The 14,032-nt window shown below is 59.4% G+C and carries 13 protein-coding genes; 2 read left to right on the top strand and 11 right to left on the bottom strand.

The window, feature by feature from the left end; all coding sequences use genetic code 11:
- Nucleotides 1–11 precede the first annotated feature (11 nt).
- From SB725_RS21085 to SB725_RS21065, 5 genes are read right to left on the bottom strand one after another with little or no spacing between them, the layout of a single operon-like run.
- Complete coding sequence (locus SB725_RS21085) at nucleotides 12–3,104, bottom strand: pilus assembly protein (protein ID WP_410922555.1); 3,093 nt, start codon at nucleotides 3,102–3,104, stop codon at nucleotides 12–14.
- A complete protein-coding gene (locus SB725_RS21080; RefSeq protein ID WP_027924188.1) occupies nucleotides 3,091–3,561 on the bottom strand; it encodes a PilX N-terminal domain-containing pilus assembly protein in 471 nt (156 codons plus the stop codon). The genes SB725_RS21085 and SB725_RS21080 overlap by 14 nt, the downstream gene beginning before the upstream one ends.
- On the bottom strand, nucleotides 3,558–4,271 hold the full coding sequence (locus SB725_RS21075; RefSeq protein WP_027924189.1) for a PilW family protein: 714 nt from the start codon (nucleotides 4,269–4,271) through the stop codon (nucleotides 3,558–3,560). The genes SB725_RS21080 and SB725_RS21075 overlap by 4 nt, the downstream gene beginning before the upstream one ends.
- Nucleotides 4,268–4,717, bottom strand: coding sequence for a type IV pilus modification protein PilV (gene pilV / locus SB725_RS21070; protein WP_027924190.1), 450 nt, complete (start codon nucleotides 4,715–4,717; stop codon nucleotides 4,268–4,270). The genes SB725_RS21075 and pilV overlap by 4 nt, the downstream gene beginning before the upstream one ends.
- On the bottom strand, nucleotides 4,714–5,187 hold the full coding sequence (locus SB725_RS21065; RefSeq protein ID WP_027924191.1) for a GspH/FimT family pseudopilin: 474 nt from the start codon (nucleotides 5,185–5,187) through the stop codon (nucleotides 4,714–4,716). The genes pilV and SB725_RS21065 overlap by 4 nt, the downstream gene beginning before the upstream one ends.
- Nucleotides 5,188–5,317: 130 nt before the next feature.
- Between SB725_RS21065 and SB725_RS21060 the strand changes: the two genes are divergently transcribed.
- Nucleotides 5,318–5,836, top strand: a complete 519-nt coding sequence (locus tag SB725_RS21060) for a GspH/FimT family pseudopilin (RefSeq protein WP_027924192.1) — start codon at nucleotides 5,318–5,320, stop codon at nucleotides 5,834–5,836.
- Here SB725_RS21060 and ispH read toward each other — a convergent pair.
- The 6 genes from ispH to murJ all read right to left on the bottom strand — a co-directional run bounded on the left by ispH (nucleotide 5,833) and on the right by murJ (nucleotide 13,327).
- On the bottom strand, nucleotides 5,833–6,780 hold the full coding sequence (gene ispH, locus SB725_RS21055; protein ID WP_027924193.1) for a 4-hydroxy-3-methylbut-2-enyl diphosphate reductase: 948 nt from the start codon (nucleotides 6,778–6,780) through the stop codon (nucleotides 5,833–5,835). The genes SB725_RS21060 and ispH overlap by 4 nt on opposite strands.
- Nucleotides 6,781–6,927: 147 nt before the next feature.
- Nucleotides 6,928–7,365 carry an FKBP-type peptidyl-prolyl cis-trans isomerase gene (gene fkpB, locus SB725_RS21050; protein ID WP_010467538.1) on the bottom strand — a complete coding sequence of 146 codons (438 nt, stop codon included), beginning with the start codon at nucleotides 7,363–7,365 and terminating at the stop codon, nucleotides 6,928–6,930.
- A 7-nt stretch (nucleotides 7,366–7,372) separates the two neighbouring features.
- Nucleotides 7,373–7,885 carry a signal peptidase II gene (gene lspA, locus SB725_RS21045; RefSeq protein WP_027924195.1) on the bottom strand — a complete coding sequence of 171 codons (513 nt, stop codon included), beginning with the start codon at nucleotides 7,883–7,885 and terminating at the stop codon, nucleotides 7,373–7,375.
- Nucleotides 7,878–10,709, bottom strand: coding sequence for an isoleucine--tRNA ligase (gene ileS, locus SB725_RS21040; protein WP_410922554.1), 2,832 nt, complete (start codon nucleotides 10,707–10,709; stop codon nucleotides 7,878–7,880). Before ileS ends, lspA begins: the two co-directional genes overlap by 8 nt.
- Nucleotides 10,710–11,660 (bottom strand): bifunctional riboflavin kinase/FAD synthetase, encoded by a 951-nt coding sequence (gene ribF, locus SB725_RS21035; protein WP_027924197.1) that lies wholly within the window; start codon nucleotides 11,658–11,660, stop codon nucleotides 10,710–10,712.
- A 128-nt stretch (nucleotides 11,661–11,788) separates the two neighbouring features.
- Complete coding sequence (gene murJ, locus SB725_RS21030) at nucleotides 11,789–13,327, bottom strand: murein biosynthesis integral membrane protein MurJ (protein WP_027924198.1); 1,539 nt, start codon at nucleotides 13,325–13,327, stop codon at nucleotides 11,789–11,791.
- 252 nt (nucleotides 13,328–13,579) lie between these two features.
- Here murJ and rpsT point away from each other — a divergent pair, with 252 nt between their 5' ends.
- Nucleotides 13,580–13,858 (top strand): 30S ribosomal protein S20, encoded by a 279-nt coding sequence (gene rpsT / locus SB725_RS21025; RefSeq protein ID WP_007942340.1) that lies wholly within the window; start codon nucleotides 13,580–13,582, stop codon nucleotides 13,856–13,858.
- Nucleotides 13,859–14,032 lie beyond the last annotated feature (174 nt).

Here is a 14,032-nt window from a genome sequence, read left to right as displayed (position 1 = left end):
TCAACTCTCACTTACTGTATTTGTCGCCACATGATGCGACGGCTGCCGCCGCCGGATTTTTCCACCAGCGTGCTGATACCGCCACTGGAATCGTTTACGATTTTGCGGGTTGCACCGTTGACGATGGCGTTCAGGGTCGGAATGCCACCGGTGAAAATCACTCCGCTCGACACCGTATCTGTACTGTCGACCACCCCGTCGCCATTGGTATCAAGCACCGCATAGTTGAGCATCTTACCGCTGAATGCCTCCAGCTCGACCAGTTTGCCGGTACCGAAGCTGGCGCACGGGTCCGTAGTGTCCACACTCGCCGTAGTAAAAACGATCCGCCCCAGTATCAGACTGGCCTGATTGATCACCCGCTCGCCGATCAGCGCGTTGTTGTACACCAGTGGCAAATACCAGCCCTTCTCTGTCGGGTAGGTCACGTCGTTCTGGCTGGTGGTGATGAACTGGCCAGTGCTGCCAGAGAACACCCCCGTTACCGCCTGAGCCTGCAAACTGGCCACGGTGATTTGACCTGATCCGCCGTCCGCATCCCACACCGCATAAAATGCCTGTAGATCCTTGTTGGTCTTGTCGGCCGTCTCGTTGAATTTTCCGGTGCCGACAAACACTTCCTTACCGCCCAATGCATTATCCGCCAGCAACGGCTGCGCAGTGATGGGCTGAGTGGCGCCGCCTGCCGTGGTAAACAGCGGTTTGCCGGAAAAGGCTACGCCCCAGGTATCGGGCGCCGTGGCGCTCAGATCGAACTTCCACAACCGCCCTTTCAAGTCGCCGCCATAAGCGGCCTGCACCACATTCTGCGAGTTGACCCTGAGCTTCACCGACGACAGACCATTGGTGGTTTCAGTGCTGTCGACCACGATTTTCTTGATCAACGATCCATCACGCACATCCACCACGTACAACGCAGCGACGCCGGAGTTGCTGCCATAACCGTTAGAGATAAAAGCGGCCCATCGACCATCGGCCAAGCGTGCCACTTCCGGTCGAGCGTAGGCATAACCCAGGTCATTGAACACGTTTGCCGAACTCGGCGTGGTCGGCGCAGCGATTTCCCACAGCGCCTTGAATGCGTTACCCAACGAGGCATCGAACAGTTGCAGCGCATAGAAGACTTTGCCGCCCGCCCCGGTGCCGCCAATGGCCAGGGTTTTCCAGGCGCCGCTGAGTTGGGCATCGAACACACCGACCTGCCCATCGACCAGATACTTGTGGCTCACACCGTTGATGTAGGCTGGATCGGCGATGTACCGCAGCGAAGGCAAAACACTGGACGGCATGTAGGCATAGCGCCTGACACCATTGGCCGAGTTGATGACATTCACAAAACCGTCATTGGCGTTCACCACCAGGCTGGCACTCATATTGGCGGCTTTGGTGTTCAGGAAGGTGCTGTAAGTACTGTCGCCCAGCAGATCGGATGCGGTTTTATCCACAGGGGAGGCCAACACCAGCGGCGAGTTGATGATGTCGCCGAGCAATACGCTGCGCACCTTGAGCCCGGTTTTGTTGGTGCCCTTGCTCCACTCCACCAGATCGCTGCCAGTGATGCCGGTGGGCAAGCTCTGACTCAACGATGTCTGCTGCGCCGGGGAGAAACTGCTGTAAGCCAGCGTGACGGCGGAGTTGTTCAGGGTGTTCCAGGATTGAAAGGTCGGCGCGGTGGCACCGGGGACGATGGTGGTGTCGGTGGTCCATTGCACAGCGGCAGTGTTCACCGCACCAGCGGACGTGAAACCAAAGGACTTGAGGGTGCCGCGCCAGTCTTTCGGGTCATAGCTGGTCTGAAAATAGCTGGAACCGCTGGCCAGAGTGGTGCCGCTGGTGACCCCGCTCCCCCCGGAACCAGCCTTGGAAGTGATCTCACTCAACGCTGACGACAATGCGTTGTTGAGCCCCACACTATCGGTCGCCTGATAATACTTGCCCTGCCCATAGCTCGCCGAGTCCGACAGCATTTGATTCGCAGCGGTGAACCCCACGGTGTAGGTGTTCATGTTCTGTTTCGGGAAATCCACCGCGTTCCAGCTTTTGCCGGCCGCGTCGGTGCCGGTGGAGCGCATGTCGATGTCGAACGCGAACTTGGCGATATCGTCGAGATAAAGCGTGTCACCTTCGCCGTCACCATTGAGGTTGTTGCCATCATTGTTCACGCCATCCCAGTTCGGCAGGCGAGCACCTCCCAGCGGATCGTTGGTCGGGAAGCTGCGGTCAAACGTCGGCAGGCCATCGGTGATGACCACGCCGTAGTTCTTCTGGCAACGGTACTGGATCGGGCTGGTGTACGTGGCCGGCGTCGAGTTGTAGTACGGCGCCAACCCCCGGAAGTAGCGGGTGATTTCGTAATAGGTTTCCGCCAGTGGCGTATTGGCCACGGCGCTCAAGCCGTTGATGGAGGAGATCAGGTTGTTGTAATTGTTGTCGGCCTGCGATTGGGTCACGCTGCCGCTCACCACCGACAGATCACTGATCGAGCGGGCGATGAAGCCGCCATTGCCGGAGTTGCTGCTATTTACCGGATTGAACGTCGCAAGCCCCATGCGCAGGCCGCGGTTGCTGCTCACCAGTGCCGTGGACACGTTTCGCGCCACGTTCATGCGGTAGTCGTTGGGGATCGAGCCGGTGGTGAAGTCCCGGTTGCTGCCGTTGGCCAACCCCACCAGGTAGGACAGGTAATCGTCGGAGTAGCGGGTGTTTTCATTGCCCACCGGATCCGGCAACTTCAGGCACAACGGCGCCAGGCTGTTGTTGTAAAACGCGTAGGCCCCACTGGAACAACCGGACTGCGGCAGGCTGGACAGGAAGATCGAATCACCGACGATGTCGCTGCCGCTCAAACACAGCCCGAGGAAAAAATTACATTGCTTGGCGGGCGGGCGACCCGTGACGGTCGGATCGAACCCGGCGGCGTAAAGGATGCTGTTCATGCTCCCCGAATCGTCGATCAGCAACATCACGTTCGGTGCAACAGCGGCAGCGCTTAACAGCGGTGAATCCGAAGGCGTGAAGGCATACGCCGGGGCCGACAGATAAAGGCCGAACACAATGCCGCAAAACAGCCGCCCAATGCGGGCGCGCCATTCAGTACTTCGCATAGATACTCTCCACGACGCTGCGCGAGTTGCCCGCGATGCCGACGGCGGTCACCCGGTAAAGCGTCGCCGAGGTATTGCTCGGCACATTGACGGCGTTCAGCGTGGTGCCGATGTTCTGCACCCCGTAAAATCCACTGCCGGAAGCGATCCACGTCACACCAGAGCTGGAATTGAGACCGGCGGCCGTGATGCTTGTGGCCTCGGCCGGCGGTGCACACTGGCTGCAGACCGGCAATGAATAGCTGTCGAGTTGCACCGCGCTTTCACCCACGCGCAACGCCGCTTCGGCCCCCTGAAACGACTGGTTGCGCAGGCTCACGCTGCCGGCCATTTTTTCCTGCAGGGTGGCGTTCTGCATCGAAGAAAGGCCGATCAGTGTCAGCAACAGCAGAAACACCAGGCTGACCAGCAGCGCCATGCCACGTTGGGCTTGAGACGTCATGGTGGCCGTCCTCATGGCAGACGGTTGCGCAAGGCGGCAACCACGCTGAAGGTCTGATTGCGTACCCGATTATTCGGGTCGGTGAGGGTCAGGCTCAGACGTACGCTGCGAATGCGCGCCGGGTCCGACGGGTTGCTGCTGTAACTGGAAGCCGCCACATCGGTGGCGGAACTGGCGAGGCCGAAGCTCACGTTGAACGCACTCACGTTGTTCACCAGCACGTACTGGGCGGGCGTGCCGGCGCCGGCGCCCATCAATATCTGATTGTTGCTGAAGCTGTAGATCAATCGCCGGATCGGAAACGCCAGAAACCCTGTCGCGGGTGTACGTGCGCCGGTGTATGCCGTCGCCAAGTTTCGACAGTCAGACACCACCGTCCAGGTCGGCGCCCCGCCGTTGCCGCCGACATCCGCCGTCACCAGGGTCAGCTTGAGGTTGGCGTTGTCCCAACTGATGGGCGTGATCTGACTGGCGTTGAAGTCACCCGACGAACTCGAATCGGTGATGGTGCCCAGACAGCCGAACATGCCGACCATACGGATTTCCTGAATCATTTTGCTCAACACAAAACGCGCGTCTTCCTGCATCCCGGCGGAGACGTTCTGGCTAACGTAGGTATTTTTCGCCGCGATGAAAATCTGCGCCACGCCCAGGACCACGATCAGGCTCAACGCCAGCGCAATCAGCAACTCGATCAAACCGAACCCTCGGCTGGAGCGGTTCATGGCGTGGACACCGGGTCGACCGTGGCGCGACTGGTCAGGACAAAGCTGCGGCGCGCGCTGGCGATATTGGCGGCGCGCGAGTCATCCCAGGTGATAGTGATGGTGTAGACCCGCTGGTTCAGCGTCACGCTGCCAGTGGCCGTCGCGCCACCGAAATTGACGATGTTGGTGGTGAAGTCGTAGAGGTCCTGGTCCCGGGCGACACTCAGGTTGCCCGAGGTCGGAGGCGTGACGGTGTAATCGGCGGCGGAATTGGCGCGGATGCGGTCCATCATGTCGTAGGCGATAAAACTCGCCTGGCTGGTCATCCGTGAACTGTCGGTGTACTTCAGTGCATTGAGCTGAATCGCCGCCGCCCCCAATAGCCCCACGGTCAGTATCAACAACGCCACCAAGACCTCGATCAGCGTCATGCCCTCCTGTGCACGCTTGCTCCCTTCCCTCATCCGCAACTTCCACCCAATAGAATTCGTCCGTTCAAACACACGTTCAGCGTCCTGTTTTGCGCCCCCGATACATAGTTGATGACCACGGCGGTAGACGGTGCCGACAAACCGCCCAGGTTGTTGAAGTCCAGCGCGGTTACTCCTGAGGTTAGCGACAGAGTGGCGCCGCTGCTCATCGCTGGAACAACCCGCAATACATTGGCCGGTGTGCCAGTACCGTCATAGACCGTCAATTCACCGGTCCACACACTGCCGCCCGCCGTCGGACGGACCCGGGTGGTAATGCCACGGTCGATGGCCTCCAGCCGGGCGAAGTTAAGTCCACGCTGCAAGTCGCCGATTTCGGTGTCGGCCCGGGTGGTTTGCACCGAACGGGTAAACGCAGGCACGGCCAGGGTAATGAGGATCAGAAACACCGCGAGCGTGATCAACAACTCGATCAGCGTGAAACCTTTTGTACGATGATCCATCGGTGCCCTCCGTTGCCGTCGGCTATACCTGCTTCTACACGCTAGAACATTCGACCGGCCCAGGCGGGTTGTTTTGCCATTACTCGCGCAAGGATTGCGCGGGTCACACCACTCCAGGGAGGGAAATGCCATGCATCAGCGAGGTTTCAGCCTGATCGAACTGCTTATGGGACTGGCGATTGCCGCAATTGTTCTGCTGTTGGTCAGTCCGGCGTTCGCAGCACTCACTGAATCGAACCATCGCGAGGCGACGGCGAACGCTCTGGTCAGTGGTATTCGCAATGCCAGAACCTTGGCCATTACACGCAATCAGGCCGTTGTGATTCACGGCATCAACGGGGATTGGGGTCAGGGCTGGCGGATCATTCTGGACATCAGTGGCAAAGGACCAGAGGACAGCAGCAATCCGCTGCTGGTTGAGCGCGTGGATAGCGCTCGGGGAGCGATTGTCGGCAATTGGCCGGTCAGGCGATATGTTCGATTCAGCGGGATCGGCGAACCCCAGATGCCCGGACGGGCGTTTCAAGCGGGGACTGTGCATTTTTGCGCAGCCCGCGAACCGGTCAGCCAGCTCCAGGTGGTGCTGGCCGCTACAGGTCGCGTCAGCCTGCGCAGCGACAAGGCTGAGCAGGCTTTATGTCAGCGTTAAAGCAGGGAACGCACGCGCAGCTCTTTAGGCATGGAGAACGTGATGTTCTCCTCGCGACCGGCCAGTTCATCAGCACCGGTGGCGCCCCATGCCTGCAATTGCTGGATCACGCCCCGCACCAACACTTCCGGAGCGGAGGCACCAGCGGTAATGCCGATACGTTCGACACCCTCAAACCAGCTCTTTTGCAGGTCTTCGGCGCCGTCGATCAGGTAAGCCGGGGTGGCCATGCGCTCGGCCAGTTCACGCAAGCGATTGGAGTTGGAGCTGTTCGGGCTGCCAACCACCAACACCACGTCGCATTCGTCGGCCAGTTGCTTGACCGCGTCCTGACGGTTTTGCGTGGCATAGCAGATGTCGTCCTTGCGCGGACCACCAATCGCCGGGAAACGTGCACGCAGTGCGTCGATCACGCGGCTGGTGTCGTCCATGGACAGGGTGGTCTGGGTCACGAAAGCGAGTTTTTCCGGGTTGCTCACCTGTAACTCGGCGACGTCTTTCTCGTCTTCGACCAGGTAAATCGCACCGCCATTGCTGCCATCGTACTGGCCCATGGTGCCTTCGACTTCCGGATGACCGGCGTGGCCGATGAGGATGCATTCACGACCATCGCGGCTGTAGCGTGCGACTTCGATGTGCACCTTGGTCACCAGTGGGCAGGTTGCGTCGAACACCTTGAGGCCACGGCCGGCGGCTTCGGTACGCACCGCCTGGGAAACGCCGTGGGCACTGAAGATCACGATGACGTCGTCCGGCACCTGATCCAGTTCCTCAACGAAGATCGCCCCGCGAGCACGCAGGTCTTCGACGACGAATTTGTTGTGGACCACTTCGTGGCGCACGTAGATCGGCGGCCCGAATACTTCCAGGGCGCGATTGACGATTTCGATCGCACGGTCCACACCGGCGCAGAAGCCACGGGGGTTGGCGAGTTTGATTTGCATGCTGTGCCTCGTGTCTTGCGCGCAAGAAATTAAAACATTGCAGGAGCTGAGCTTGCTCGCGAAAGCGCTGTGTCAGTCAACATTGATGCTGAATGTGGTGACGCCTTCGAGCAAGCTCTGCTCCTACAGGTGACCGTGTTCGGTCAGTTACAACGATTTGACGCTGATGATCTCGACGTCAAAGGTCAATGTCTTGCCGGCCAGCGGGTGGTTGAAGTCGATGGTCACTTGCTCGTCATCGAATTCTTTCACCACGCCAGGCAGCTCAGTATTCGCCGCATCGTTGAAGATCACCAGCAAACCCGGTGACAGCTCCATGTCCTTGAACTGCGAACGCGGGATGATCTGTACGTTTTGCGGGTTCGGCTGGCCGAAAGCGTTTTCCGGCTGAATGGTCAGCGTACGCTTGTCGCCTGCCTTGAAGCCGAACAGTGCCGCTTCGAAACCTGGCAACAGGTTGCCGTCGCCGACCTGGAAGGTCGCCGGGGCTTTGTCGAAGGTGCTGTCGACGGTGTCGCCGTTCTCCAGGCGCAGTGCAAAGTGCAAGGTGACTTCCGTGTTCTGGCGGATGCGTTGCTCAGCCAATACCTGTTCAGTCATGAACGGTTTCTCCGGTCTTCTTACTTTTGAACATATCCAGTGCCAGCATCACCGCACCGACAGTAATTGCGCTGTCGGCAAAGTTGAACGCCGGGAAATACCAGCGGTTCTGCCAATGCACCAGAATGAAATCGATCACATGGCCCAGGGCGATGCGGTCATACAAATTGCCCAGCGCGCCACCCAGCACCAGCGCCAGCGCGACGGCCAGCCAGGTTTCGTTGCGCCCAAGACGCTTGAGCCATACCACCAGCACCGCGCTGACCACCACGGCGATCAGGGCGAACAGCCAGCGCTGCCAGCCGGAGCTGTCAGCCAGGAAGCTGAACGCAGCGCCGGTGTTATAAGCCAGGGTCCAGCTGAAGTAATCGGGGATCACCACGATTTGCTGGTACATCTGGAGCTTGCCTTCGAAGTAGAACTTGCTGACCTGGTCGATGACCAGGACCAGCAAACTCAACCAGAGCCAGCTCAGCCGTCCGAAACGGCCAACGGCATTAGGCATAGTGACGAACCTCGCCAGCGCCGCTGATGTTGTCGACGCAACGACCGCAGATTTCCGGATGCTCCGGGTTCACGCCGACGTCTTCACGGCAGTGCCAGCAACGGGCGCACTTGGCGTGGCTGGACTTGACCACTTGCAGTTTCAGACCGGTGACTTCGGTGACCACGGCATCGGCCGGCGCCTGAACGAACGGTGCAACGGTGGCGGTCGAGGTGATCAATACGAAGCGCAGTTCGTTGCTCAGCTTGGCCAGGTCGGCGCTCAGCGCCTCTTCGGCGAACAGCGTCACTTCGGCTTGCAGGTTGCCACCGACGGCCTTGGCCGCGCGCTGGATTTCCATTTCCTTGTTGACGGCTACCTTGACGGCCATGATCCGCTCCCAGTAGGCGCGGTCCAGCTCGACGCCTTCCGGCAACTCGGTCAGGCCTTCATACCAGGTGTTGAGCATCACCGACTCGTTACGCTCGCCCGGCAGGTATTCCCACAGTTCGTCAGCGGTGAACGCGAGGATCGGCGCGATCCAGCGCACCAGCGCTTCGGAGATGTGGTACAGCGCGGTTTGCGCCGAACGACGGGCCTTGCTGTTGGCGCCAGTGGTGTACTGACGGTCCTTGATGATGTCGAGGTAGAAACCACCCAGCTCCTGCACGCAGAAGTTGTGGATCTTGGAGTAGACGTTCCAGAAGCGGTATTCGCCGTAGTGCTCTTGCAGCTCGCGTTGCAGCAACAGGGTGCGGTCCACGGCCCAACGGTCCAGCGCCAGCATGTCTTCGGCCGGCAGGATGTCGGTGGCCGGGTTGAAACCGGTCAGGTTCGAGAGCAGGAAGCGCGCGGTGTTACGGATACGCCGGTAGGCGTCCGCACTGCGCTGCAGGATCTGCTCGGACACCGCCATTTCACCCGAGTAATCGGTGGAAGCCACCCACAGACGCATGATGTCGGCGCCCAGGGTGTCGTTGACCTTTTGCGGAGCAATCACGTTGCCCAACGATTTGGACATCTTGCGACCGGACTCATCGACAGTGAAGCCGTGGGTCAGCAGTTCGCGGTACGGCGCGTGGTTGTCGATGGCGCAACCGGTCAGCAACGACGAGTGGAACCAGCCACGGTGTTGGTCCGAGCCTTCCAGGTACAGGTCGGCACGTGGACCGGTTTCGTGGCCCATCGGGTGCGAACCGCGCAGGACGTGCCAGTGCGTGGTGCCCGAATCGAACCAGACGTCCAGGGTGTCGCTGATTTTGTCGTAAAGCGGCGCTTCGTCACCGAGCAGTTCGGCGGCGTCCATCTTGAACCAGGCTTCGATGCCTTCGACTTCGACGCGCTTGGCAACTTCTTCCATCAGCTCGGCAGTGCGTGGGTGCAGTTCGCCGCTTTCCTTGTTCAGGAAGAACGGGATCGGCACGCCCCAGTTGCGCTGACGGGAGATGCACCAGTCGGGACGGTTGGCGATCATCGAGTGCAGGCGCGCCTGGCCCCAGGCCGGAACGAACTTGGTGTCTTCGATGGCTTTGATCGCCCGCTTGCGCAGGGTGTCGCCGGTCGCAGGCTCTTTGTCCATGCCGATGAACCACTGCGCGGTGGCGCGGTAGATCAACGGGGTCTTGTGACGCCAGCAGTGCATGTAGCTGTGTTCGATGATGGTGGTGTGCAGCAGCGCACCGACTTCAGTCAGTTTATCGACGATGGCCGGGTTGGCTTTCCAGATGAACTGGCCGCCAAAGAACTCCAGCGACGGCACGTAAACGCCGTTGCTTTGTACCGGATTGAGGATGTCGTCGTTGACCATGCCGTACTTCTTGCAGGTCACAAAGTCGTCCACGCCGTAGGCCGGTGCGGAGTGAACCACGCCGGTGCCAGCGCCCAGTTCAACGTACTCGGCCAGGTAAACCGGCGACAGGCGATCGTAGAATGGGTGACGGAAATTGATCAGTTCCAGTTCTTTACCGGTGGTGGTCGCGATGACCGAACCTTCCAGGCTGTAACGGGCCAGGCACGACTCGACCAGCTCTTCCGCCAGTACCAGCAGTTTGTCGCCGACGTCGACCAGGGCGTAGTTGAATTCCGGGTGAACGTTCAGCGCCTGGTTGGCCGGGATGGTCCACGGGGTGGTGGTCCAGATCACGATCGAAGCCGGCTTGTCCAGCGACGACAGACCGAATGCGGCAGCCAGTTTGGCTTCGTCGGCGATCGGGAACGCTACGTCGATGGTCGAGGACTTCTTGTTCTCGTACTCGACTTCCGCTTCAGCCAGGGCCGAACCGCAGTCGAAGCACCAGTTCACAGGCTTGAGGCCCTTGAACACGAAGCCGCCCTTGACGATTTCAGCCAGGGCACGGATTTCACCGGCTTCGTTCTTGAAGTCCATGGTCTTGTACGGGTTGGCGAAGTCGCCCAACACGCCCAGACGGATGAATTCGGATTTCTGCCCTTCGATCTGCTCGGTGGCGTAGGCACGGCACAGTTCGCGGGTCTTGTCCGCGCCCAGGTTCTTGCCGTGGGTCACTTCGACTTTGTGCTCGATCGGCAGGCCGTGGCAGTCCCAGCCCGGAACATAAGGCGCATCGAAACCCGACAGGGTCTTCGAGCGGATGATCATGTCCTTGAGAATCTTGTTCAACGCATGACCGATGTGAATCGTGCCGTTGGCGTACGGAGGACCGTCGTGAAGTACGAACTTCGGACGATCCTTGCCAATCTCGCGCAACTTACCGTACAGGCCAATGCTGTCCCAGCGCTGCAGAATCTGCGGTTCGCGCTGAGGCAGGCCGGCCTTCATTGGGAAGGCGGTGTCCGGAAGGTTTAGCGTGGCTTTATAGTCGGTCATTTAAGGCTCTTCATTAGCGATTGGCGCTAGGTGCGACAGGGCACGGGCGGCGGCGACATCCGCATTGATCGCCGTCTTAAGCGCCTCCAGAGAGGCGAAACGCTGCTCTTCACGCAGCTTGTGGTGGAAGACCACCGTCAAACGCCGGTCATACAGATCGCCGGCAAAATCTAAAAGATGCACTTCGAGGTGGGCTTTGCCATCCCCTTGGACCGTTGGCCGCACGCCGATATTGGCGACGCCTGGCCAGGTCTTGCCGTCGATGTCGACGTTGACCAGGTAAACCCCGGTCAGCGGCACGCGACGACGCTTGAGTTGTATGTTGGCCGTGGGCGTACCCAGCTGGCGCGCCAGCTTCTGGCCATGTAGCACCCGGCCAGTAATCTGGAACGGCCGCCCGAGCAGTCGCTCGGCCAGGACGAAATCGGCAGCGGCCAGGGCATTGCGGACCTGGGTGCTGCTGACGCGAATGCCGTCCAGTTCGACGGTTTGCGCAGCTTCCACGGTAAAGCCCTGAACGATGCCGGCCTGTTGCAGGAAATCGAAATCGCCAACGCGGTCACAGCCGAAGCGGAAGTCGTCACCGACCTCAAGGTGCTGCACACCAAGGCCGTCCACCAGAATGGTATCGACGAATTCGCTGGCGCTGAGCTTGCTCAGCCGCTGGTTGAAGGCCAGGCACAGGACGCGGTCGACACCTTCGTCGGCCAGCAGCTGCAGTTTGTCCCGCAGCCGGGCCAGACGGGCCGGGGCCGTGTCCGGGGCGAAGAATTCTCGCGGCTGCGGCTCAAAAATCACCACGCAGCTCGGCACGCCCAACTCGAGCGCACGTTCACGCAGCCTCGCCAGGATAGCCTGGTGGCCACGGTGAACACCGTCAAAGTTGCCAATAGTGGCGACACAGCCCCGATGCTGGGGGCGCAGATTTTGGAGGCCTCGAACCAGCTGCATAACGCGCTTCTTGCTCATAAAGTGGTCGATTATAACCACACCCGGCGGCCGACGACAGGCAACACCGTAACCAAAGTGATCGAGCCGACAAAACCACCGGCTCGCCCGTGTTTATCGAGACTGCAACCTCAGCTCAATGCCTTGCGATTGAAGTCGCGCAAACGGAAGCCCATCAGCAGCAACATTCCGAAGTAAGCGACGATGCCGGCGGCGATCAAGGCGCCCAGACGCAGGAATCTTTCAAGCATATGCCCTTGATCCCATGCCGGCATAAAGTGCATCCCGACCAGCAATACGGCGGACATCACCAACACGGCGATAACGAGCTTGGCGCCGAACTTCGCCCAGCCCGGCTGCGGTTGGTACATCTGCTGCTTGCGCAGTTGATAGAACAACAGCCCGGCGTTGATGCAGGCACCGGCACTGATGGCCAGGGCCAGGCCGGCGTGGGCCAGCGGACCGATCAGCATCAGGTTGAACAACTGCGTAACCACCAGGGTGAAAATGGCGATTTTTACCGGCGTGCGGATGTTTTGTTGCGCATAAAAGCCCGGTGCCAGCACTTTGATCACGATAATCCCGAGCAAACCGACGGAATAAGCGATCAGTGCACGCTGGGTCATCGACGCATCAAAGGCACTGAACTGGCCGTACTGGAACAGCGACACGGTCAGCGGCTCAGCCAGGATCCCCAGCGCCAGCGAACACGGCAACACTAGGACGAAGCACAGGCGCAGGCCCCAGTCGAGGATCCGCGAATATTCGTGACGGTCCTTGCTGGCGTAGGTTTTGGCCAGCGTCGGCAACAGAATCGTGCCCAGCGCCACACCCAATACGCCGGACGGCAACTCCATCAGGCGGTCGGCGTAATACATCCAGGACACGGAACCGGCCACCAGGAAGGACGCGAAAATGGTGTTGATGATCAGGGAAATCTGGCTGACCGATACGCCGAGAATCGCCGGCAGCATCTGCTTCATGACCCGCCACACGCCGCTGTCGCGCAGGTTCAGACGCGGCAACACCAGCATGCCGATCTTTTTCAGGTGCGGCAGCTGGTAAAGCAATTGCGCCAGGCCACCCACCAGAACCGCCCATCCGAGTGCCATGACCGGCGGATCGAAGTACGGCGTCAGGAACACCGAAAAGACGATCATGCTGACGTTGAGCAAGGTCGGCACAAAGGCCGGCACCGAAAAACGGTTGTAGGTATTGAGGATCGCACCGGCCAGGGACGACAGGGAAATCAGCAATATGTAGGGAAAGGTCACCCGTAACAGGCTGGAGGTCAGCTCAAATTTTTCCGGTGTATCGGTAAAACCCGGCGCCGTTGCCCAGATAACCCAGGGCGCTGCAATCATCCCCAGTGCCGTGACCAGCGCCAGCACGAGTGTCAGCAGGCCCGAGACGTAGGCAATGAATGTTCGCGTCGCCTCCTCGCCCTTCTGGCTTTTGTATTCGGCCAGAATCGGCACGAAGGCTTGGGAAAACGCCCCCTCGGCGAAGATTCGCCGCAACAGATTGGGCAATTTGAAGGCGATAAAGAAGGCGTCCGTCGCCATCCCGGCACCAAATGTACGTGCGATCAGCGTGTCACGAACAAATCCCAAAACCCGGGAAATCATCGTGATAGAGCTGACGGCGGCCAACGATTTGAGCAGATTCATTGAAAGAGTTTGTGCCTGTCGATAAACAGCAGGCGAACAAAGCGCCTACTTATGCGATACTCCGCGCCGCAGCAGCACAGAGCCAAAGCTCGCGAGTTTACAGGTCAAGCGCCGGAAATAAATATCCCGCCTCTTTATACCTACCACTTAGCGGAACGTCTCAACCGCCCTTGACAAGACATCAACTCATCGGCATGATTCGCGGCCTATTTTGTTTGCTATTTCCTAAAAAGTCTTTCGAGGAGCTCGACGGTGGCCAACACACCTTCCGCCAAAAAACGTGCAAAACAGGCTGAGAAGCGTCGCAGCCACAACGCCAGCCTGCGTTCCATGGTTCGTACCTACATCAAGAATGTAGTTAAAGCCATCGACGCAAAAGACGCTGCTAAAGCTCAAGCTGCTTACGTTCTGGCCGTGCCAGTTATCGACCGTATGGCCGATAAAGGCATCATCCACAAGAACAAGGCTGCTCGTCATAAGAGCCGCCTGAACGGTCACGTCAAGGCTCTGAACCTTGCTGTTGCCGCATAAGCGATAAGCTTGTTGAAAAACCGACCTCAGGGTCGGTTTTTTATTGCCTGCGATTTAACAGACACCATACAAAAAAATGTGGGAGCGAGCCTGCTCGCGATAGCGGTGCAACATTCAACACTGATGTCGACTGTTGCACCGCTATCGCGAGCAGGCTCACTCCCACATTTGGTT

Origin of the sequence: Pseudomonas sp. SIMBA_041 (genome assembly GCF_046535095.1) — a bacterium.
Taxonomy (GTDB): Bacteria; Pseudomonadota; Gammaproteobacteria; order Pseudomonadales; family Pseudomonadaceae; genus Aquipseudomonas; species Aquipseudomonas mucoides.
This window is presented reverse-complemented; position numbering and strand designations above follow the sequence as displayed.

Coding starts and splice junctions, on each gene's coding strand:
- lspA (WP_027924195.1), bottom strand. CDS start 7,885: ATGCCTAATGCCGTTGGCCGTTTCGGACGGCTGAGCTGGCTCTGGTTG.
- murJ (WP_027924198.1), bottom strand. CDS start 13,327: ATGAATCTGCTCAAATCGTTGGCCGCCGTCAGCTCTATCACGATGATT.
- ispH (WP_027924193.1), bottom strand. CDS start 6,780: ATGCAAATCAAACTCGCCAACCCCCGTGGCTTCTGCGCCGGTGTGGAC.
- ileS (WP_410922554.1), bottom strand. CDS start 10,709: ATGACCGACTATAAAGCCACGCTAAACCTTCCGGACACCGCCTTCCCA.
- SB725_RS21065 (WP_027924191.1), bottom strand. CDS start 5,187: ATGGATCATCGTACAAAAGGTTTCACGCTGATCGAGTTGTTGATCACG.
- pilV (WP_027924190.1), bottom strand. CDS start 4,717: ATGAGGGAAGGGAGCAAGCGTGCACAGGAGGGCATGACGCTGATCGAG.
- SB725_RS21085 (WP_410922555.1), bottom strand. CDS start 3,104: ATGCGAAGTACTGAATGGCGCGCCCGCATTGGGCGGCTGTTTTGCGGC.
- SB725_RS21080 (WP_027924188.1), bottom strand. CDS start 3,561: ATGAGGACGGCCACCATGACGTCTCAAGCCCAACGTGGCATGGCGCTG.
- SB725_RS21075 (WP_027924189.1), bottom strand. CDS start 4,271: ATGAACCGCTCCAGCCGAGGGTTCGGTTTGATCGAGTTGCTGATTGCG.
- SB725_RS21060 (WP_027924192.1), top strand. CDS start 5,318: ATGCATCAGCGAGGTTTCAGCCTGATCGAACTGCTTATGGGACTGGCG.
- ribF (WP_027924197.1), bottom strand. CDS start 11,660: ATGCAGCTGGTTCGAGGCCTCCAAAATCTGCGCCCCCAGCATCGGGGC.